At 66.9% G+C, this 18,944-nt stretch carries 16 protein-coding genes; 10 read left to right on the top strand and 6 right to left on the bottom strand.

Annotation, left to right across the window (positions count from 1 at the left end):
* Positions 1 to 17 precede the first annotated feature (17 nt).
* Positions 18 to 1,595, top strand: a complete 1,578-nt coding sequence (locus SPMU_RS10695; RefSeq protein WP_088334116.1) for a DHA2 family efflux MFS transporter permease subunit — start codon at positions 18 to 20, stop codon at positions 1,593 to 1,595.
* Between the two features lie 60 nt (positions 1,596 to 1,655).
* Positions 1,656 to 2,786: an acyl-CoA dehydrogenase family protein gene (locus tag SPMU_RS10700; RefSeq protein ID WP_088333869.1), complete on the top strand. Its 1,131-nt coding sequence runs from the start codon at positions 1,656 to 1,658 to the stop codon at positions 2,784 to 2,786.
* A 233-nt stretch (positions 2,787 to 3,019) separates the two neighbouring features.
* Here SPMU_RS10700 and hslU read toward each other — a convergent pair whose 3' ends face one another.
* Together hslU and mutS are read right to left on the bottom strand one after the other, a co-directional pair.
* The gene (gene hslU / locus SPMU_RS10705) at positions 3,020 to 4,315 is read right to left on the bottom strand and encodes an ATP-dependent protease ATPase subunit HslU (RefSeq protein WP_088333870.1); all 1,296 of its coding nucleotides are present in this window, start codon (positions 4,313 to 4,315) and stop codon (positions 3,020 to 3,022) included.
* A gap of 53 nt (positions 4,316 to 4,368) precedes the next feature.
* Positions 4,369 to 6,960: a DNA mismatch repair protein MutS gene (gene mutS, locus SPMU_RS10710; protein WP_088334118.1), complete on the bottom strand. Its 2,592-nt coding sequence runs from the start codon at positions 6,958 to 6,960 to the stop codon at positions 4,369 to 4,371.
* Positions 6,961 to 7,167: 207 nt separating this feature from the next.
* Between mutS and SPMU_RS10715 the strand changes: the two genes are divergently transcribed.
* The 5 genes from SPMU_RS10715 (at position 7,168) to SPMU_RS10735 (ending at position 12,631) form a co-directional block, all read left to right on the top strand.
* On the top strand, positions 7,168 to 7,662 hold the full coding sequence (locus SPMU_RS10715) for a methylated-DNA--[protein]-cysteine S-methyltransferase (RefSeq protein ID WP_088333871.1): 495 nt from the start codon (positions 7,168 to 7,170) through the stop codon (positions 7,660 to 7,662).
* A gap of 74 nt (positions 7,663 to 7,736) precedes the next feature.
* A complete protein-coding gene (locus SPMU_RS10720) occupies positions 7,737 to 10,001 on the top strand; it encodes an NADP-dependent malic enzyme (RefSeq protein WP_088333872.1) in 2,265 nt (754 codons plus the stop codon).
* A 176-nt stretch (positions 10,002 to 10,177) separates the two neighbouring features.
* On the top strand, positions 10,178 to 10,465 hold the full coding sequence (locus SPMU_RS10725) for a hypothetical protein (protein ID WP_245833105.1): 288 nt from the start codon (positions 10,178 to 10,180) through the stop codon (positions 10,463 to 10,465).
* Between the two features lie 134 nt (positions 10,466 to 10,599).
* Positions 10,600 to 11,010 carry a hypothetical protein gene (locus tag SPMU_RS10730; protein WP_211275772.1) on the top strand — a complete coding sequence of 137 codons (411 nt, stop codon included), beginning with the start codon at positions 10,600 to 10,602 and terminating at the stop codon, positions 11,008 to 11,010.
* Between the two features lie 160 nt (positions 11,011 to 11,170).
* Positions 11,171 to 12,631 carry a flavin-containing monooxygenase gene (locus SPMU_RS10735; RefSeq protein ID WP_088333873.1) on the top strand — a complete coding sequence of 487 codons (1,461 nt, stop codon included), beginning with the start codon at positions 11,171 to 11,173 and terminating at the stop codon, positions 12,629 to 12,631.
* Between the two features lie 113 nt (positions 12,632 to 12,744).
* On the opposite strand, the gene SPMU_RS10740 is transcribed toward SPMU_RS10735, so the two are convergent.
* Positions 12,745 to 13,074 (bottom strand): hypothetical protein, encoded by a 330-nt coding sequence (locus tag SPMU_RS10740; RefSeq protein ID WP_088333874.1) that lies wholly within the window; start codon positions 13,072 to 13,074, stop codon positions 12,745 to 12,747.
* A gap of 206 nt (positions 13,075 to 13,280) precedes the next feature.
* Here SPMU_RS10740 and SPMU_RS10745 point away from each other — a divergent pair, with 206 nt between their 5' ends.
* Positions 13,281 to 13,709, top strand: a complete 429-nt coding sequence (locus tag SPMU_RS10745) for a hypothetical protein (protein WP_088333875.1) — start codon at positions 13,281 to 13,283, stop codon at positions 13,707 to 13,709.
* A 362-nt stretch (positions 13,710 to 14,071) separates the two neighbouring features.
* On the opposite strand, the gene murA is transcribed toward SPMU_RS10745, so the two are convergent.
* A complete protein-coding gene (gene murA, locus SPMU_RS10750) occupies positions 14,072 to 15,370 on the bottom strand; it encodes a UDP-N-acetylglucosamine 1-carboxyvinyltransferase (RefSeq protein ID WP_088333876.1) in 1,299 nt (432 codons plus the stop codon).
* A gap of 127 nt (positions 15,371 to 15,497) precedes the next feature.
* On the opposite strand from murA, the gene SPMU_RS10755 reads away from it, so the two are divergent.
* Positions 15,498 to 16,232: a Crp/Fnr family transcriptional regulator gene (locus SPMU_RS10755; RefSeq protein WP_088333877.1), complete on the top strand. Its 735-nt coding sequence runs from the start codon at positions 15,498 to 15,500 to the stop codon at positions 16,230 to 16,232.
* Here the strand turns inward: SPMU_RS10755 and dprA are convergent, their stop codons facing one another.
* Both dprA and plsY read right to left on the bottom strand, forming a co-directional pair.
* Positions 16,233 to 17,327 (bottom strand): DNA-processing protein DprA, encoded by a 1,095-nt coding sequence (gene dprA, locus SPMU_RS10760; protein ID WP_088333878.1) that lies wholly within the window; start codon positions 17,325 to 17,327, stop codon positions 16,233 to 16,235.
* Entirely contained in the window at positions 17,320 to 17,946 is a 627-nt protein-coding gene (gene plsY, locus SPMU_RS10765; protein WP_425442174.1) for a glycerol-3-phosphate 1-O-acyltransferase PlsY, read from the bottom strand. Before plsY ends, dprA begins: the two co-directional genes overlap by 8 nt.
* 116 nt (positions 17,947 to 18,062) lie before the next feature.
* Between plsY and murI the strand changes: the two genes are divergently transcribed.
* Positions 18,063 to 18,851: a glutamate racemase gene (murI, locus tag SPMU_RS10770; protein WP_088333879.1), complete on the top strand. Its 789-nt coding sequence runs from the start codon at positions 18,063 to 18,065 to the stop codon at positions 18,849 to 18,851.
* Positions 18,852 to 18,944 lie beyond the last annotated feature (93 nt).

An 18,944-nucleotide genomic window follows, 5' to 3' on the forward strand; every position in this document is an offset into this window, starting at 1 on the left:
GCCAGCCGATCAGCCGCATGGCTAGCGTCGCAGCCCCCGCCGGATCGCGTGCAGGCGGGCCGCCCGCACAGCTGGCGCCGCTATCGGGCGCGCGGCTCGGCCTCGTCGCCTTTGCGCTGGCGCTGGGCACCTTCATGATGGTGCTCGACACCACCATCGCCAACGTCTCGCTGCCCACGATCGCCGGCAACCTCGGCGTCAGCTCGGATAATTCGACCTGGATCGTCACGGCGTTTGCCGTCGCCAATGGCATCTCGGTGCCGCTCACCGGCTGGCTGATGCGCCGCTTCGGCGTGGTGCGCACCTTCTGCGTCTCGCTGGCGCTGTTCACCGTTGCGTCGTTCCTTTGCGGCATCGCGTGGAGCCTGCCGTCGCTCATCATCTTCCGCGTGCTGCAAGGCGCCGTGTCGGGTCCGATGATGCCCGGCAGCCAGGCGCTGCTAATCTCGGTCTTCCCGCCGGAAAAGCGCGCCACCGCGCTCGGCATCTGGTCGATGACGACGCTCGTCGCGCCGATCATGGGGCCGATCCTGGGCGGCTACATCTCCGATAATTACCATTGGAGCTGGATCTTCCTGATCAACGTGCCCTTCGGCATCTTCACCATCGCGATCTGCTGGTCGAACCTGAAGGACCGTGAGACGCCGACCGCCAAGGTGCCGATCGACACGGTGGGGCTAGCGCTGCTGATCCTCTGGGTCGGCTCGCTCCAGGTGATGCTCGATCTCGGCAAGAATGCCGATTGGTTCAACGATCCGATGATCGTCATCCTGACCGTGATCGCCGGCGTCGGCTTTGTCGCCTGGCTGATCTGGGAACTGACCGACGCCAACCCGATCGTCGACCTGTCGCTGTTCACCAACCGCAATTTCGCGATCGGCAACATTGCCTTCTGCCTTGGCTATGCGGTGTTCTTCGCCAACATCCTGCTGCTGCCGCTGTGGCTACAGACGCAGCTTGGCTACACCGCCACCTGGGCGGGCCTCGTCGCGGCGCCCAGCGGCATCGTCGCCGTGCTGCTCACGCCCTTGAGTGCGCGCTTGTCGGGCAAGATTGACGCGCGGATCCTCGCCAGCGTCGCGTTCGTCGCCTTCGCGATCAGCTATTGGATGCGCTCGGGCTACACCACCTATGCGGGTTTCTGGGATTTCGTGATGCCGCTGCTGGTGCAGGGCGTCGCCATGTCGACCTTCTTTTTGGCGATGCTGACGATCTCGCTCGACCGCATCCCGCCGGAGCGGATCCCCTCGGCGACCGGCCTGTCCAACTTCACCCGTATCGTTGCGGGCGCCTTTGCCGCCTCGATGATCACCACCGCCTGGGATCGGCGCGAGGCGCTACACCAGGGGCGCCTGTCCGAAGCAATCGGCAATGGCGTGCCGTATCAGATGGCGAGCGATGCACTGACCAATATGGGCATGAACGCCACGCAAGCCGCCGCCGTGGTCACGCGGCAGATGGTGGGTCAGGCGTATCTCCTCGCGTCCACCGATCTGTTCCGCCTGTCGGCCTATCTCAGTGCCGGACTGCTGATCATCGTGTGGCTGTGCCGCCGTCCTGCGGCGAACGGCGCAGGGCCCGTCGCCGCCGACTGACCTTGCGCCCGCTCCCGCGCCAATTCATAGCGCGTTCCAAGAACAGAACGGGAGAGGGCCATGGATCTTTCGCTCAGCGACGAGCAGGTGATGCTGCGCGACACGCTCACGCGGTATCTGGCGCAGAGTTTCGCTTTCGACCCACACCGCCAGCGTGATGCGGGCGCGCTGTGGCAGGCGCTCGGCGGTGGTCTAGGGGTGCTGGGCGCCGCGCTGCCGGTGGAAGTCGGTGGCCTCGGCGGCGGCGCGGTCGAGGTGATGGTGGTAGCCGATGCGCTGGGCGAGGCGCTGGCACCAATTCCCTATATCGAGACCGCAGTGATCGCCGCGGGCCTGCTGAAGCGTGCGGGCGGAGAACGCGCGGACGCGCTGCTCCCGCAGCTGTCCGACGGCAGCGTTCGCGCCGTGCTCGCCGCCGGCGAGGCAGACAGCCGCCAAGCGCTGGAATCGGTGGCCACGACGGCGCGGCAAAGCGGCAACGGCTGGACGCTCGATGGCGAGAAGGTGGTCGTGGCGGGGGCACCGGGCGCCGACTGGCTGCTGGTCACTGCGCGGACCTCGGGCAGTCCCCGCGATGTGCGCGGCGTGTCGCTGTTTCTCGTGCCTGCCGAGGCCGCCGGCCTGTCGCGCCACGATTATGCGCTGATCGACGGGCTTCCCGCATCGGACCTGACGCTCGCCGGCGTATCGCTGCCGGCCGACGGGCTGCTCGGGGAGGAAGGCAGCGCGCTGCCGCTGCTGGAACATGCGCGTGACGAGGGGATCGCGGCCTTGTGTGCCGAGGCTGCCGGCCTCACCCGCAAGCTGCTGGGCGACACGGTCGCTTATGCCAAGGAACGCAAGCAGTTCGGGCAGCCGCTCGCCAGCTTCCAGGCGCTGCAGCACCGCATGGTCGATATGTACATCGCCGTCGAGCAGGCGACCTCCGCCGCCTATCTCGCCGCGCTTCATGTCGACGGCCCAGCGGAGCGACGCGCCCGCGCCGTGGCCGCAGCCAAGGCGACGGTGGCGGATGCGGTGCGCTTCGTCGGGCAGAATGCCGTGCAGCTGCACGGCGGCATGGGCATGACGGACGAATTGGCAGTCGGCCATTACTTCCGCCGCGCCACCGCCATCGAGCAGCAATTCGGCGCCGCCGACCATCACGCGAAGCGCTACGCCGCGCTCATGCGGGAAGAACTGGCGATCTAAAGCCCGCTTCGTTGAGGGCCGCACGCGGCGGATCGCCTTTCGCCACACCGCAAGCTGCTCATGTGCAAGAATTTTCGACGACCCGACAAGCTTCGTCACCCCGGCCTTGTGCCGGGGTCCAGGGTTCCGCGAGCTCGAACGCTCAAGGTACGCGGCATACTGGATGCCGGGACAAGCCCGGCATGACGAAGAAGTTTTCGAAAACGATCCGCCAAACGGCTGGCGACGTCAGATCACAGCACGAAACGGCTGAGATCAGTATTGCGCGCCACGCCGGCGAGATGCTGTTCGACATAAGCCGCATCCACCGTCACCGAGCTGCCCGCGCGATCCTCGGCGTCGAAGCTCACCTCCTCCAGCAGCTTCTCCATCACCGTCTGCAGCCGGCGGGCACCGATATTCTCGATCTCGCCGTTCACTTCGGCCGCGATCCGGGCGACGGCGCGAATGCCATCCTCGGTGAAGTCGACGGTGACACCTTCGGTGCCGATCAGCGCCTTGTACTGCGCCGGCAATGACGCCTTGGTATCGGACAGGATGGCGACGAAATCATCCTCGGTCAGGCCCTTCAACTCGACGCGGATCGGCAGGCGGCCCTGAAGCTCGGGCAACAGATCACTCGGCTTCGCGACATGGAACGCGCCCGACGCGATGAACAGGATATGGTCCGTCTTCATCGGGCCATACTTCGTCGAGACGGTCGTGCCCTCAATCAACGGCAGCAGGTCGCGCTGCACGCCTTCACGGCTCACCGAACCGCCGCGCACGTCACTCACCGCGATCTTGTCGATCTCGTCGAGGAAGACGATCCCGTTCGCCTCGGCATCGGCCAGCGCGACGCGGCTCACCTCGTCCTGATCGAGCCGCTTGTCGGCCTCTTCCTCGACCAGCTTTTCCCACGCCGCCGGCACCAGCAGCTTGCGCCGCTTGGTCTGCCCGCCGCCCAGCTTGCCGAACATTTCGCCAAGGTTGATCATGCCCATCTGGCCGCCGCCCGGCATTTCGAACGGCATCTGCGGCGCGACCTGAAGCTCAAGCTCGATCTCGGTCTGATCGAGGTGGCCGTCGCGGAAGCGCTGGCGGAAGCTCTCGCGCGTTGCCTGGCTTGAATCCTTGCCGACCAGCGCATCGAGCAGCCGGTCCATCGCCGCTTCCTCGGCCTTGTCCTTCACCGCGTTGCGGCGGCGTTCCTTTTCCAGCCGCACCGCTTCCTCGACCAGGTCGCGCGCGATCTGCTCCACGTCGCGGCCGACATAGCCGACCTCGGTGAACTTGGTCGCTTCCACCTTCACGAACGGCGCATCGGCCAGCTTCGCCAGGCGGCGGCTGATCTCGGTCTTGCCGCAGCCGGTCGGGCCGATCATCAGGATGTTCTTGGGCGTCACCTCGTCGCGCAGCTCGGGCGCCAGCTTCTGCCGGCGCCAGCGGTTGCGCAGCGCCACCGCCACGGCACGCTTCGCGTCCTTCTGTCCGATGATATGTGCGTCGAGGGCGGCGACGATCGCCTTGGGGGTAAGTGTGTCCTTCATCGCGCCCGCATATCGGGGTGCCGGTGCGGGGGATCAAGCCGGGGTTGGCGCCTTCACCCCTCCCGCACGATCCCCTTCAACCGATACAGCTGGTCCAGCGCCTCGCGCGGCGACAGCGCATCGACATCCATTTCCTCGACCGCCGCACGCAGTGGGTCGACCCGCTCCTCCGGCACCGCGGCCGCCGCGGCGAATAGCGGCAGGTCGTCCAGCCCCGCGGCGAGCCCGCCGGTCTTGGCGCGCCCCGCCTCCAGCTTCGCCAGCACCGCCTTCGCCCGCGCCACCGTCGCCGGCGGCATGCCCGCGAGCCGCGCGACGGCAAGGCCATAGCTGCGATCCGCCGGCCCCTCGGCCAGTTCGTGCAGCAGCACCAGCTCGCCCTTCCACTCGCGCGCCCGCACATGGTGCAGCGACAGCGCGTCGCACCGCTCCGCCAGCCGCGTCAGCTCATGATAGTGCGTCGCGAACAGGCAGCGGCAGCGATTGTCCTCATGGATCGCCTCCACCACGGCCCAGGCGATCGCGAGCCCGTCATAGGTCGACGTGCCGCGCCCCACCTCGTCGAGGATCACGAAGCTCTGCGGCGTTGCCTGAGCCAGGATCGCCGCGGTCTCGACCATCTCGACCATGAAGGTCGATCGCCCGCGCGCCAGATTGTCCGACGCGCCGACGCGGCTGAACAACCGGTCGACCAGCCCCAGCGTCGCACTGGTCGCCGGCACATAGCTTCCCGCCTGCGCCAGCACCGCGATCAGCGCATTCTGCCTGAGGAAGGTCGACTTGCCGCCCATGTTCGGGCCGGTGACGAGCCACAGCCGCGAGCTTTGCGACAGCGTGCAATCATTGGCGACGAACCGCTCGCCCGCCTTGGCCACCGCCGCTTCCACTACCGGATGCCGCCCGCCGATGATCTCGAAGCACGGATGCTCGACCAGGGCGGGCCGCGCCCAGCCGCCCTCCGCGGCGCGCTCCGCCAGCCCGGCCGCCACATCCAGCCGGGCGAGCGCATCCGCCGTCGCCGCAATCGGCTCCGCCCGCCCCAGCGCGGCAGCGATCAGATCCTCGAGATGCGCCGCTTCCGCCGCTACCGCATGCGCGCCCGCCTGGGTCACCCGGCTCGCCACCTCGTGCAGCTCGGGCGCGTTGAAGCGCACCGCGCCCGCCATCGTCTGGCGGTGCGTGAAGCCGCTGTCGGGCTTCATCAGCGCCTCGGCATTCTTCGCCGGCACCTCGACATGATAGCCAAGCACATTGTTGTGCCGGATCTTCAGCGCGCTGATTCCGGTCTCGGTACGATAGCGCGCCTCGAGCGCCGCGATCGCCTTTCGCCCGCCCGATCCCGCATCGCGCAGATCGTCGAGCGCGGCGTCATACCCTTCCGCGATGAAGCCGCCGTTCGCCGCATCGATCGGCGGCATCGGCACCAGCGCGCGCTTGAGGAGGTCGATCAGCTCGCCATGTCCGCGCAGCCGCGGCGTCAACTGCGCCAGCAGGTCGCCGCCCGCGCCGTCCACCAGCTGCGCCTCGATCGACTGCAGCGTCTCCGCCAGCAGCCACGCCCCGTCGAGCCCATCCCGCAACTGCCCCAGATCGCGCGGGCTTCCCCGCCCCGCCACCAGCCGCCCGATCGCACGGCCGATATCGGGCAGCGCGCGCAACCGCTCGCGCAGCCGGGCGCGCAGGTCGCCATCGTCGTGGAACAGCGTGACCAACGCCAGCCGGGCCTCGATCGCTACCCTGTCCATCAGCGGCGCGCCGATGTCGGCCGCGAGCAACCTCGCCCCCGCCCCGGTCACCGTACGATCCACCGCATCGAGCAGACTGCCCTTGCGCGTGCCGCCTGCCGTGCAGGTCAGCTCCAGGCTCTCGCGCGTCGCCGCATCGATCGCCATCGTCTCGGCGCTGCGGCGGATCACCGGCGCGCGCAGGAACGGCAGCGTCCCCTTCCCATTATGATCGAAGTACGCGATCAGCCCGCTGGCCGCGGCCAGCATCGCGCGATCGAACTGGCCGAAGCCGTCGAGCGTCGCCACGCCGTGCAGGCGCTTCAGCCGCTCCTCACCGCGCGCGCTGTCGAATTCACCGCGCGGCCGCCACACCGTCGCGGGCGCGTCGCTCCCCTCGGCCGCCACCACTTCCGCCGCCGCCAGCCGCGCCAGCTCCGCGCCAAGCGCCTGCGGCGAACAAGCGATCACCTCGAACCGGCCGGTCGATACGTCCGCCGCCGCGATCCCGACGCCGCCCGCCGCCTCGCCCACCGCGACGCACCAGTTCGCCGCCCGCGCATCCAGCAGCGCTTCCTCGGTCAGCGTCCCCGCGGTGACGAAGCGGATGATCGCGCGATTGACCAGCGCCTTCGATCCGCGCGCCTTGCGTGCTTCCTCCGGGCTTTCGGTCTGCTCCGCGATCGCGACGCGGTGCCCCGCCTTGATCAGCCGCTGGAGATATGCCGTCGCCGCATGCACCGGCACGCCGCACATCGGAATCTTCTCGCCCGCATGCTCGCCCCGCGCCGTCAGCGCGATATCAAGCACACCGCTCGCGATCCGCGCATCCTCGAAGAACAATTCGAAGAAGTCGCCCATGCGATAGAACAGCAGGCAATCGCCCGCTTCTTCCTTGAGCGCCAGATATTGCGCCATCATCGGCGTCGGAGCGGTGGGTTCGGCCATGGTTTCCGGGTGTTGAAACGGATGAGGTGCGGATCGGGCGGGGTAGGCGGACGCAGCGCCGCCCGGCGATCACCCCCGTCTAGCCAGACATGCCGCCGCTGACGAGTGGCGCTTTGGCCGCAAGCATCGGGACGCACGCTCGCCCGGCCGCTATTAGGGGCCAGCCGAAGGAGCCGCGCCATGACCTTTGCGACCGCCACCATCCCCTCACCGACCGGCGACCTCACGCTCATTGCCAGCAACGCCGGCCTCGCCGCGATCCTGTGGGATGACGATGCGGCGATGCAGGCGCGCTACGCTCCGCGGCGCGCGGATCCGGACCACCCCGTGATCGCCGCCACCATCCGCCAGCTGGAGGAATATTTCGTCGGCACGCGCACCACCTTCGATCTGCCGCTCGATCCGGTCGGCACCGCGTTCCAGCGCGACGTATGGCGCGCGCTCCTCACCATCCCTTATGGCGAGACGCGCAGCTATGCCGACATCGCCCGCGTGATCGGCCGCCCGACAGCGACCCGCGCGGTCGGCGCAGCGAACGGGCGCAACCCGATCCCCATCGTCACGCCGTGTCACCGCGTGATCGGCAGCAACGGCACGCTCACCGGCTTCGGCGGCGGCCTGCCGAACAAGCAGTTGCTGCTCGCGCTCGAACGCGGCGAGGCCGCGCTGCTTTGAGCCAAAATCCTGCGGTTTTCATCCTCACGCCTTCCCCCTAAAGGTCTGGCTCGAAACCTTCGGCCGGGGGCGCAATGACCGACACAACCAGCAACACCATCCAGTTCTCGGAGCGCGAGGCGCTGCTGTTCCATTCCGAGGGGCGCCCGGGCAAGATCGAGATCATCGCGTCCAAGCCGATGGCGACGCAGCGCGATCTGTCGCTGGCCTATTCGCCAGGTGTTGCGGTGCCGGTGCAGGCGATCGCCGACGACCCCGAAACCGCTTATGACTATACGGCTAAGGGCAATCTGGTCGCGGTGATCTCCAACGGGACCGCGATCCTGGGCATGGGCAATCTCGGCGCGCTCGCCTCCAAGCCGGTGATGGAAGGCAAGGCGGTGCTGTTCAAGCGCTTCGCCGACGTCGATTCGATCGATCTCGAGGTGAAGACCGAAGATGTCGACGCCTTTATCAACTGCGTCGAGCTGCTCGAGCCGTCGTTCGGCGGCATCAACCTTGAGGACATCAAGGCGCCCGAATGTTTCATCATCGAGCAGACGCTGCGCGAGCGGATGAACATTCCGGTCTTCCATGACGACCAGCATGGCACGGCGATCATCACCGCCGCGGGCCTCATCAATGCCTGCCTGCTGACGGGGCGCTCGCTGCGTGACGTCAAGATTGTCGTGAACGGGGCTGGCGCGGCCGCCATCGCCTGCACCGAGCTGATGAAGGCGATGGGCGTTCGCCACGACAATGTGATTATGTGCGACCGTACCGGCGTGATTTATCAAGGCCGCGACGACGTGAACCAGTGGCAGTCGGCGCATGCCGCCGTCACCGAAGCGCGCACGCTGACCGATGCGCTGCACGGCGCCGACGTGTTCCTGGGCCTATCGGCCGCCGGCGCGCTGAAGCCCGAAATGGTGAAGGACATGGCCCCGGCCCCGATCATCTTCGCCATGGCGAATCCTGAGCCGGAGATCCGCCCCGAGCTGGCCAAGCAAGCCCGCCCGGACGCGATCATCGCCACCGGGCGTTCGGATTATCCCAATCAGGTCAACAACGTCCTCGGCTTCCCCTTCATCTTTCGCGGCGCGCTTGACGTCCGCGCCTCCGCCATCAACGACGCGATGAAGATCGCCGCGGCGCAGGCGATTGCGGAGCTGGCGCGCGAGCGCGTGCCGGAGGAAGTCGCTGCGGCCTATGGCGTCCAGCACTTCTTTGGCCCCGATTACATCATCCCCGCGCCTTTCGATCCGCGCCTGATGGAGATCGTGCCGGCCGCCGTTGCCAAGGCGGCGATGGATTCGGGTGTCGCACGCCGCCCGATCCTCGACATGGAAGGCTATCGCCAGAGCCTGCGCGCCCGGCTCAACCCGACCACGTCGGTGCTCAGCCTCGCTTATGAGGGCGCACGCGCGCATCCCAAGCGTGTGCTGTTCGCCGAGGGCGAGGAGGAGGTCGTCCTTCGCGCCGCGGTGAACTTCAAGGAAGGCGGCTATGGCACGCCGGTGCTGGTCGGGCGTGACGACGTGCCCGATCGCCTGCGCGCGCTGGGCGTGGCAAACCCCGAAGAATATGAACTGCACAACAGCCGCATTTCGCCGCTGGTGCCGCAGATGGTCGACTTCCTCTACAAGCGGCTCCAGCGCCGCGGCTATCTGCGCCGCGATTGCGAGCGCATGATCAATCAGGATCGCAACGTCTTCGGCGCGGTCCTGCTGCAGCTTGGCTATGCCGATGCGATGATCACCGGCATCACGCGCACCTGGGCGCAATCGATGCGCGAAGTGCGCCGCGTGATCGATCCGGAGGCTGGCCGCACCCCGTTCGGCATTCACGTCATGGTCGGGCAGAGCCACACCGTCTTCATCGCCGATACGACGGTGAACGAGCGCCCCACGGCCGAGCAGATGGCCGACATCGCCGAGCAGACCGCCGCCGTTGCGCGCCGCATGGGCCACGAGCCGCGCGTGGCGTTCCTCAGCTATTCCAGCTTTGGCAACCCGAAGGGCACGTTCCTGGAGCGGGTCCGCGATGCCGTGACGGAACTCGACAAGCGCAAGGTCAGCTTCGAATATGAGGGCGAGATGACGCCCGACGTCGCGCTCAATCCCAAGCAGATGGCGAACTACCCGTTCGCGCGGCTGTCGGGCCCCGCCAACGTCCTGATCATGCCCGGCCTGCAATCGGCCCATATCTCCGCCAAGTTGCTGCGTGAGCTGGGCGGCGACAGCGTGATCGGCCCCATGCTGATCGGCATGGAAAAGCCGGTGCAGATCGCGCCCATGACCTCGACCGCGAGCGATCTGATGACGCTCGCCGTGCTTGCCGCGGGCGGCATCGCACGCTGACGTCGCGCCGGTCGCCCGCGGTGATCATCACCGCAGGCGCCGTGACAAGATAAACGAACCGCGCCGCGCGGCGACGCGCCGTTACACTATGGGCGCGACCACGACACAGGCGCGCGACACCCCGCCCTACCTCTGTTCTCGTCGCCAGCAAGCGACGAAAGAAGAGGGGCAAGATCATGAACAGCCCGTTCCGGCATGTCGCCCTTGTCTTGGCCGGCCTGGGCGTCGCGACCGCCGCAGTGCCCGCCTCGGCGCAGGCCTGGCAATCGATCAACCAGCGCCAGCGTGTGATTGATCAGCGTATCGACCAGGGCCTGCGCAACGGCGCGCTGACGCGGGCGGAAGCCGGCCGGCTGCGGATCGAGTTCCGCGATCTCACCAGGCTGGAAAACCGCTATCGCCGCAGCGGCAACGGCCTTCCGTGGCAGAGCGCCGCGATCTCAACGCCGGCTATGACCGGCTGAGCACCCGCGTCCGCTTCGAAATGCGCGATCGTCAGCATCGTCGCTGATCCCCCCCGCCGCATCGCTTCGTTTCGGCGCAACCTTTCACGGCGCCCAGCCATTGGCAATCCGAGTGAGGCTAGAAGGAGGAAGCGATGCGTAAAGTTGCGTTGGCGGTCGTTGGTGCTGCAACCATGGTGAGTGGCTGCATGGGCACCGGCATCGGCGGTGGTGGGTTCGGCGGCGACCGCTATGCCGCCTATGACTATAACCGGCCAGACCCTCGCTACGGCGGCTACGAAGCGGATCGCTATTATCGTGACAACCGTCGCTATCAGGAGCGCCAGCTCGGCGACAACGACCGCGTCTATGCCGGCCGCGATGGGCGTTATTACTGCCGCCGCGACGACGGCACCACGGGCCTGATTGTCGGCGGCATCGCTGGCGGCGTGCTGGGCACCGCGCTGCGCCCGGGCGGATCGGGCCTGCTCGGCGCGCTGCTCGGCGGCGCTGGCGGCGCGGTTGCTGGCCAGGCGATCGACCGCAACAACGTGCGCTGCCGCTAAGCCGCGCGTCGGCTGTGCGTTCGCCGCGTCACCAGCACGGTGGCGCGGCGGACGAGCAACCCCGCTGAACTAACGCGAGTGACTTAAAACCCCTTCCCTCCAGGCGCCAGACGAGGCATCGTCAGCAGCGAGCGGCCCCAGACCGCAAGTGGAGAGAAGGATGAGCAAGCGAATCGCGGTGGTCGGTGCGGGGATGGGCGGGCTGTGCGCCGCCATCAAGTCGCGCGAAGCCGGCCATGACGTCACCGTCTTTGAACATGCCGATTCGGTCGGCGGCACCTGGCGCGCCAATCGTTATCCCGGCGTCGCCTGCGACGTGCCGGCAATCCTGTACCAGTTCAGCTTCGCCCCCAATCCCAACTGGAGCCACCATTATGCGCGTGGCGGCGAGATCCATGATTACACCAAGAGCCTGGTTGATCAGTTCGGCCTCGCTGACGCGCTGCGCCTGAACGAAGGCGTCACCCAGGCGAAGTGGGATTCGGGCTCGGGCACCTGGACGATCACCACGGAAAAGGGCGCGACCGAAACCTTCGACGCCATCGTCCCCGCGCTCGGCCAGCTCAGCCGGCCGTGCTTCCCGGAAATCGCCGGCGTCCATGATTTCGCCGGGCCGAAATGGCACGCTGCCGAATGGGACGACAGCGTCGATCTCACCGGCAAGCGCGTCGGCGTGATCGGCTGCGCGGCCAGCGCGGTCCAGCTAATCCCCGAAGTCGCCAAGGTCGCCGGCCACCTGACGGTGTTCCAGCGCACGCCGAACTGGGTGATCCCGCGCAACGACCATCATGTCACGCCCGAAACCAAATCGCTGATGGCCACCAATCTCGAAATGGCGATGAAGCTCGGCGCATCGCAGCGCGCGATGATCTTCGACAATGCCGACAGCTTCTTCTGGCAGGCGTTCAAATGGACGCCCGAGGGCCGCGCCGCTTTCACCCGCACCGCGCTGGACCACTTGGAAGAACAGGTGCCCGATCCCGCGCTGCGGGCCAAGCTCACCCCCGATTACCCCATCGGCTGCAAGCGCATCCTCATCACGGACGATTTCTACCCCGCCCTGATGCGCGACAATGTGACGCTGGAGACCAACGGCATCGCGCGGATCGAGACCAATGGCGTGCGCACGGCCGACGGCTTCCACGAGCTCGACGTCCTTATTTTCGCCACCGGCTTCGAGACGACGCAATGGGATTGGTCGATGGACGTGATCGGCGAGGAAGGCCGCACGCTCAAGGAAACGTGGAAGGAAGGCCCCGAAGCCTATCTCGGCATCATGGTGTCCGGCTTCCCCAACATGTTCATGCTCTACGGCCCGAACACCAATCTCGGCCACAATTCGATCAGCTTCATGATCGAGCAGCAGGTCGGCTACATGCTGCAGACGCTGTCGGCGCTGGAGGTCGAAAAGGCCAAGGCCGCCAACGTCACCCCCGACGGCCAGCGCCGCTTCAACGAGCGGATCACGCAACTTCTCTCCAGCACCGTCTGGGCGGACCCGCACTGCCGCAGCTGGTACAAAGCCGCCAACGGCCGCGTGTACCAGAATTGGGCGGGCGACTGCGCCAGCTATGCGGAGGAGACCGCGGTGCTGGATCGCGAGGCCGTGGCGCTGCGGTGAAGCAGCAGCGCCCCTCGGCGGATGGGGGAGGGGCGCCGTTGCGAAAAGCGCTACGTCAAACCTTTCGAGACGAATGGCCGAAACTGGGAGGAAAGCGGACGTCAGCTTTCGCTTTATAAATCCGTTAAGTTGGGATGGTCTTTAATGATCTCATCAAGGCTCGGCTCGTAAATACCGAGGATATGTGTCTCGCGGTCATCCAGCGTTGGAAAGTCTAGAATCGACACTCTCTCACTCCTGATCGCAAATCCATCCGGCGTTTCGATCTGTAGAATATCACCTCTATCGCCAACAAACTCTGCATCTATCACGCTAGCATGGCGGCTTTGATGATATGCATCGGTTGGAAAAAGTTTTGCCATTACAACCCCCATCGGCGGGTCAACAGCAAAGACGTCTGCCTCAGCGATAAGAGTCCCGGCTTCGAAGACTTTCAATCTCATTTATCAGGTATGTGGCAAGCAGATAGAGTCGGCAATTGGGGCGTAAGCGGAAGGGCCGCTTCCAGCGTTCGCTTCGCCGTTGAGTAACAACCAGGATTGGGGGGTTAGCGAACATCCCTGCCCGACTGAATTCGAGAGGGTTCTTGATTAGTCGATCCTTTCCCGCGTTAATCGGTCGCCAAGTTCGTAAACGTAATCTGTGAAGCATGAGCAAGGTGTCATTCTTCGCCGGGATGTTCGGGCTGCCGCTGCTCGCGCCTCTGATGCTCGCCGGCTATCTGACCCCGCGCTATGTGCCCAGCGACTCGCTGGCGAGCGCGGCTGCCTCGACGCCGTCGCCCGACATCGCGCGAGAGCGGATGATAGCGAGCTTCGTTGGGCGATGCCGCGGGAACTGGAACTTCGACCGGTTTAGACTTGATGGCGAGGCGACGCTGCATTCCTGGGAAAACGACGCAGGGCTTATCGCTCGAACCCGGATGAGCTGCTTGCCAGGCCAGCGATGCTCGGTGGCAGCGCAGGCGCTTATAGGCTGGCCATTCCCGCCGCAGCTCGGTGGCAAGCCCGTACCAACCCGCATCTGGGGCTGTCGGATCGGCGCCCCCGACTGGACGCGACCAAATCGTCTTAACTAGCTGCGGGTATTTGCAGCCCAAACGGCATGTTCGCTTGTCGGCGTCAGCGGCCGTCACCTTAGTCGAAACGGACGACCACTTTAGGCGACACCAGCGTCAACCTGAACGACTGACTCTGGGCGTAAGCGGAACGGCTGCTTTCGGATCCTATTCCGAACGCGGGAATCGGTCGCGATGATTAATCATCAGCAAGGCCCTTTCCGTCATCCCCGCGAAGGCGGGGATCCATTTACGCCGGAGGGTGCGAGGCGGGCGAGCACCAGGTTTATGGTTTGCCCGCCTTTTGGAAATGACGAAGGTCGATTGTGAGCGGCCGTTGTACCGAGCCATTCACAACCAGCCTACCGAAGTCCCGGCGCGACTCACCCGTCGCTGACGCGCTCGATATCCGCCCCCACGGCAGACAGTTTCTCCTCCAGCCGCTCATAACCGCGATCGAGGTGGTAGACGCGGCTCACCGCCGTCTCGCCATCCGCCGCCAGCCCCGCGAGGATCAGGCTCATCGATGCACGCAGGTCCGTCGCCATCACCGGCGCGCCGACCATCCGCTCGACGCCGCGCACCACCGCCGTGCGCCCGGTCACCGTGATATCCGCACCCATGCGCGCCAGTTCGGGCACGTGCATGTAGCGGTTCTCGAAGATCGTCTCGGTCAGCACGCTGGCGCCAGCCGCCTTGCATAGCATCGCCATGAACTGCGCTTGCATGTCGGTGGCAAAGCCGGGGAAGGGCGCTGTCGTCAGCGTCAGCGGCTGGAGCGGCCCTTGGGCCGTCACGCACACCGAATTCTTCTTCAGCTCGATCAGCACGCCGGCATCGGCCAGCGCCGACAGCGTCGCCCCCATGCTCTCCGCGTCGATCCCCACCAGCTCCAGGCTGCCGCCGGTGATCGCCGCCGCGCAGGCATAGCTGCCCGCCTCGATCCGGTCAGGCATCACGGCGTAAGTCGCCCCGTGCAGCCGATCGACGCCCTCGATCTCCAGCGTCTCGGTGCCGATTCCCTCGATCTGCGCGCCCATCGCGACGAGGCAGCGGCACAGGTCGACGATCTCGGGCTCGCGCGCGGCATTCTCGATCCGCGACGATCCCTTTGCCGTCACCGCCGCCATCACGACATTCTCCGTCGCGCCGACGGACACCACCGGGAAGCGATAGCGTCCGCCGGCCAGGCGTCGCCCGCCACCCGCCGCCATCGGTGCGCGCGCGGTGACATAGCCCGCGCTCATTTCCAGCTCCGCGCCGATCGCTTCCAGCGCCTTCAGGTGCAGGTCGATCGGGCGGTTGCCGATCGCGCAGCCGCCTGGCAGCGACACGCGCGCCTCGCCCGCCCGCGCCAGGATCGGGCCAAGCACCAGGATCGACGCGCGCATCTTGCGCACGATGTCATACGGCGCCTCGGTGGAGGTCAGCTGGCCTGCGCGGATCGTCATGACGCGGCCGAATTCGTCCGGCCGCGTGCCCTCGATTGCCGTGGATGCGCCAAGCTGGTTCAGGAGGTGGCCAAAGCCGTCCACGTCCGCCAGCCGCGGCAGGTTGCGCAGCGTCAGGGGCTGGTCGGTCAAGAGCCCGCACGGCATCAGCGTCAGGGCGGCGTTCTTGGCGCCCGAGATCGGCAGCTTGCCCGACAAACGGTTGCCGCCACGAATAAGGATACGGTCCATCACGGCGCATTACCGAACCACCGCCTCGCCGCCAAGCGATTGAGGTGCAACGATGTTGATCGACTTTAATGCGCCCCGGTCGTGACCGCGACTAGCGGTAGCTGCTTGATCCGAGGGGCAATCACGCGTGACCGTTAGTCGTTTTGCCGAACGTCTCGGCGAATTCGTCTCTTTGTGCGACAAGGAACGGGCCGCACTTCTGCAGCTGGAAGAACGGCAGCGCACGTTGCGCCGCGGCGTGACGCTGGTGCGCGAGAATGATTCGTCGACCGAGCTGTTCATCCTGAAAAGCGGGATGATGATGAGCTTCGTCATTCTCGATGACGGCAGTCGTCAAATCCTGCGCTTCATGTTTCCAGGCGACATGGTGGCGCTTCCCTCGCTGGTTTATCCAAACGCGCCTGAGGCGATGGCCGCCTTGTCGGACGCTGTTGTCTGCCCGTTCGATCGCGCGATGCTGGCGCAGATCGCGCTTGAGCAGCCGCGACTGTTCCTGGCGATCGTTGCGCTTGATCAGGCGGAGCGCGTCATGCTCACCGATCGGCTGGCGGGGCTCGGCCGCACTTCGGCAAAGGCGCGGGTCGCCTCCGTTTTGCTCCATGTGCGCAATCGCATGCGCCGGCTCGATCTCACGATGGGCAACAGCTTCGTCCCGGGCCTCACGCAAGAGGAGATCGGCGACGCGACCGGGCTGACGGCAGTGCACGTCAACCGCATGCTTCGGCAGCTGGAGGAGGAGCAGCTGATCGCGCGCGATTCGGGGCGAGTCACGCTTTTGGACGAAGCGAAGCTTACCCGCGCGGCGAATTACGTCGATCGCCTGGCTGCGCTGGACCTGTCCTGGCTGCCGCCGTCCAGCTGATCAGGCGACCAGGCTCACGCGCCCGCCGGCATGGCGCTCCAGCCGGCCGGCAAGCTCCAGTTCCAGCAGCACCATCTGCACCACGGCGGGCGGCGCGGCCGACTGGCGGATCACTTCGTCGACCGGAACGGGCACCGGGCCGAGCAGCGCCGTCACCACGCGCCGCGCCGCATCGTCGGCGTCAGCGGGGGGCTGCGGTTCGTACGGCGACACCGGCGCGCGGACGAGCCGCGCATCGAACGGGCGCACCTGCTCCAGCACGTCCGCGGCGGTCTGGATGAGCGTGGCGCCCTCGCGGATCAGCAGGTTGCACCCTTGCGCACGCGGATCGAGCGGGCTGCCCGGCACCGCCATCACTTCGCGTCCCGCCTCGTTCGCGAGCCGCGCAGTGATCAGCGAGCCCGACTTGGGCGCCGCCTCCACCACGACCGTGCCTTGCGCCAGGCCCGCGATGATCCGGTTGCGATAGGGAAAGTGGCGCGCGCGCGGCTCCGTCCCGGGCGGCATTTCCGCGATCAGCAGCGCCTCTTGCGCGATCCGCTCCTGCAACGCTGCATTCTCAGGCGGATAGGCGACATCGATCCCGCCGGCGATCACCGCCACCGTCGCCGCGCCCGCGCCCATATGCGCCGCCGTGTCGATCCCGCGCGCCAGCCCGGAGATGACGGTCGCGCCCTCCGCGGCCAGATCATGCGCCAGCCCACGCGCGAAGCGACACGCCGCTGCCGACGCATTGCGCGCGCCGACCATCGCCACGGCGGGACGGACGGCGTCCGGCAGCGCGCCGCGCACGGTCAGCACGGCCGGAGCGTCGTCCAGCTGCGCCAGGAGCGCGGGATAGGCCGGATCGTCAAGAAACAGGTGCCGCGCCCCCAAACTCGCGACCGTCTCGATCTCGCGCGCGATCACCTTCGGATCCGCAGGGGCCGCGGCGCGCCCCCCGCCGCGCTTTGCAAGGTCGGGCAGCGCCTCCAGCGCAGCACGCGCGCTGCCGAACCGGCGCAGCAGCTGGCGGTAGGTCACCGGCCCGACGCCGGTGGTGCGGATCAGGCGGAGCCGGTCGAATGCGTCGGCCGGCGGATCCGCATCAGCCACGCTTGCTGCCGATCCGTGGCTCTGACCCTTCGATCAACCGGCCGATATTCTCGCGATGCTTCCAGATCACGATCAGCGCCAGCGCCAGCAGCAGCGGCACCAGATCGAACCGGCCGAGCACCGCCGCCGCCACCGGCGCGCTCGCCGCCGCGGCCATGCCCGCCACCGACGAAATCCGCAGCGCCCCCAGCAGCCCGAGCCAAACCGCGGCATAGACCAGCCCCAAGGCCGGTTGCAGCGCCAGCACGATGCCCATCAGCGTCGCCACGCCCTTGCCGCCGCGAAACTTCAGCCACACGGGATAGCAATGGCCAACAAAGGCGCCCGCCGCGGCGAGTTGCTCATTGTCCGGCAGCAGCGCGGTCGCGATCACCACCGCGCACCAGCCTTTGGCGAGATCCAGCAGCAGCGTGGCCGCCGCCAGTCCCTTGCGCCCAGTGCGCAGCACGTTGGTGGCACCGATGTTGCCGGAGCCGATCTGGCGTAGGTCGCCCGCCCCGGCAGCGCGCGTCAGCAGCACGCCAAATGGAATGGAGCCCAGCAGATAGCCAAGCATCAGCGCTGCCAGTGGCGGCATCCAGACGATCTGCGTTTCCAGGACATTCCCTCCGTTGATCATGACGATAGCTCAATGACCGGGCGTTTTCCAACATACAAATCAAGAACATCGCGATTCGCGGGAGCGAACGCGCGCCATGCTTCCAAGCCGCTAACGCTTTCCCTAGATCGCGGGCGATGAGTGACCCGCGTCCCATCCTGTTTTTCGATTCGGGCGTCGGCGGCCTCTCCATCGCCGCGCCCACCCGCGCTGCCGTTCCTCAGGCGCGCTTCGTCTATGTCGCGGATTCCGCCGGCTTCCCCTACGGGATCAAGGACGAGGCGGAGATCGCCGCCCGCGTGCCGGCACTGCTCGGCCGTGTTGCCGAACGCTACAATCCGCGGCTGATCGTCATCGCCTGCAACACGGCGTCCACCATTGCGCTGGCGGCGGTGCGCAACGCGCTCGATATTCCGATCGTCGGCACCGTCCCCGCGATCAAGCCGGCTGCCGAGCGCAGCCGCACCCGCACGATCGGCGTGCTGGGCACCGCCGCCACCGTGCGCCAGGCCTATGTCGACGATCTCGCCGCCCGATTCGCTGGCGACTGCCGGGTGATCCGGCACGGCTCAGCGGAACTGGTCACGCTGGCCGAGGCCAAGCTGCGCGGCGAGTCGGTCTCGGTTCAGGCGGTAAAGACGGCCATTGCCCCGATGCTCGCGGCGCCCGATGCTGGATCGCTCGATACGGTCGCGCTCGCCTGCACCCACTTCCCCTTGCTGGCCGATGAGCTTGCCGCGGCATTCGGCCCCGCGGTCTCCTTTGTCGATGGTGGCCCGGGCATCGCCCGCCGGGTCGCGAGTTTGACGCACGGACAGTCCTTCGCCCGCACAGCGCCCGACGTTGCTGTCTTCACCGGCCCCATCGGCACCGGCCTTGAACAAACAATGGCGCGCTATGAGTTCGCGCGCTGCACCCGCCTATAAAATGATAAAACGCGCCGCATAACGCACGAGTGGCGGAAACGATCACGCAAAACGCCTGAATCCACTGGCAATGCCACTGACACAAAGGTAAGC

It is taken from the genome of Sphingomonas mucosissima (assembly GCF_002197665.1).
In the GTDB taxonomy this organism is placed as follows: Bacteria; Pseudomonadota; Alphaproteobacteria; order Sphingomonadales; family Sphingomonadaceae; genus Sphingomonas; species Sphingomonas mucosissima.

Excerpts from the sequence above, each read along its gene's own strand:
- mutS (WP_088334118.1), bottom strand. The coding sequence starts at position 6,960 with ATGATGGCGCAATATCTGGCGCTCAAGGAAGAAGCGGGCGATTGCCTG.
- SPMU_RS10715 (WP_088333871.1), top strand. The coding sequence starts at position 7,168 with ATGACCTTTGCGACCGCCACCATCCCCTCACCGACCGGCGACCTCACG.
- SPMU_RS10725 (WP_245833105.1), top strand. The coding sequence starts at position 10,178 with ATGAACAGCCCGTTCCGGCATGTCGCCCTTGTCTTGGCCGGCCTGGGC.
- hslU (WP_088333870.1), bottom strand. The coding sequence starts at position 4,315 with ATGAAGGACACACTTACCCCCAAGGCGATCGTCGCCGCCCTCGACGCA.
- SPMU_RS10740 (WP_088333874.1), bottom strand. The coding sequence starts at position 13,074 with ATGAGATTGAAAGTCTTCGAAGCCGGGACTCTTATCGCTGAGGCAGAC.
- SPMU_RS10700 (WP_088333869.1), top strand. The coding sequence starts at position 1,656 with ATGGATCTTTCGCTCAGCGACGAGCAGGTGATGCTGCGCGACACGCTC.
- SPMU_RS10695 (WP_088334116.1), top strand. The coding sequence starts at position 18 with ATGGCTAGCGTCGCAGCCCCCGCCGGATCGCGTGCAGGCGGGCCGCCC.
- murI (WP_088333879.1), top strand. The coding sequence starts at position 18,063 with ATGAGTGACCCGCGTCCCATCCTGTTTTTCGATTCGGGCGTCGGCGGC.
- SPMU_RS10730 (WP_211275772.1), top strand. The coding sequence starts at position 10,600 with ATGCGTAAAGTTGCGTTGGCGGTCGTTGGTGCTGCAACCATGGTGAGT.
- murA (WP_088333876.1), bottom strand. The coding sequence starts at position 15,370 with ATGGACCGTATCCTTATTCGTGGCGGCAACCGTTTGTCGGGCAAGCTG.
- SPMU_RS10745 (WP_088333875.1), top strand. The coding sequence starts at position 13,281 with ATGAGCAAGGTGTCATTCTTCGCCGGGATGTTCGGGCTGCCGCTGCTC.
- SPMU_RS10720 (WP_088333872.1), top strand. The coding sequence starts at position 7,737 with ATGACCGACACAACCAGCAACACCATCCAGTTCTCGGAGCGCGAGGCG.
- SPMU_RS10735 (WP_088333873.1), top strand. The coding sequence starts at position 11,171 with ATGAGCAAGCGAATCGCGGTGGTCGGTGCGGGGATGGGCGGGCTGTGC.
- plsY (WP_425442174.1), bottom strand. The coding sequence starts at position 17,946 with ATGATCAACGGAGGGAATGTCCTGGAAACGCAGATCGTCTGGATGCCG.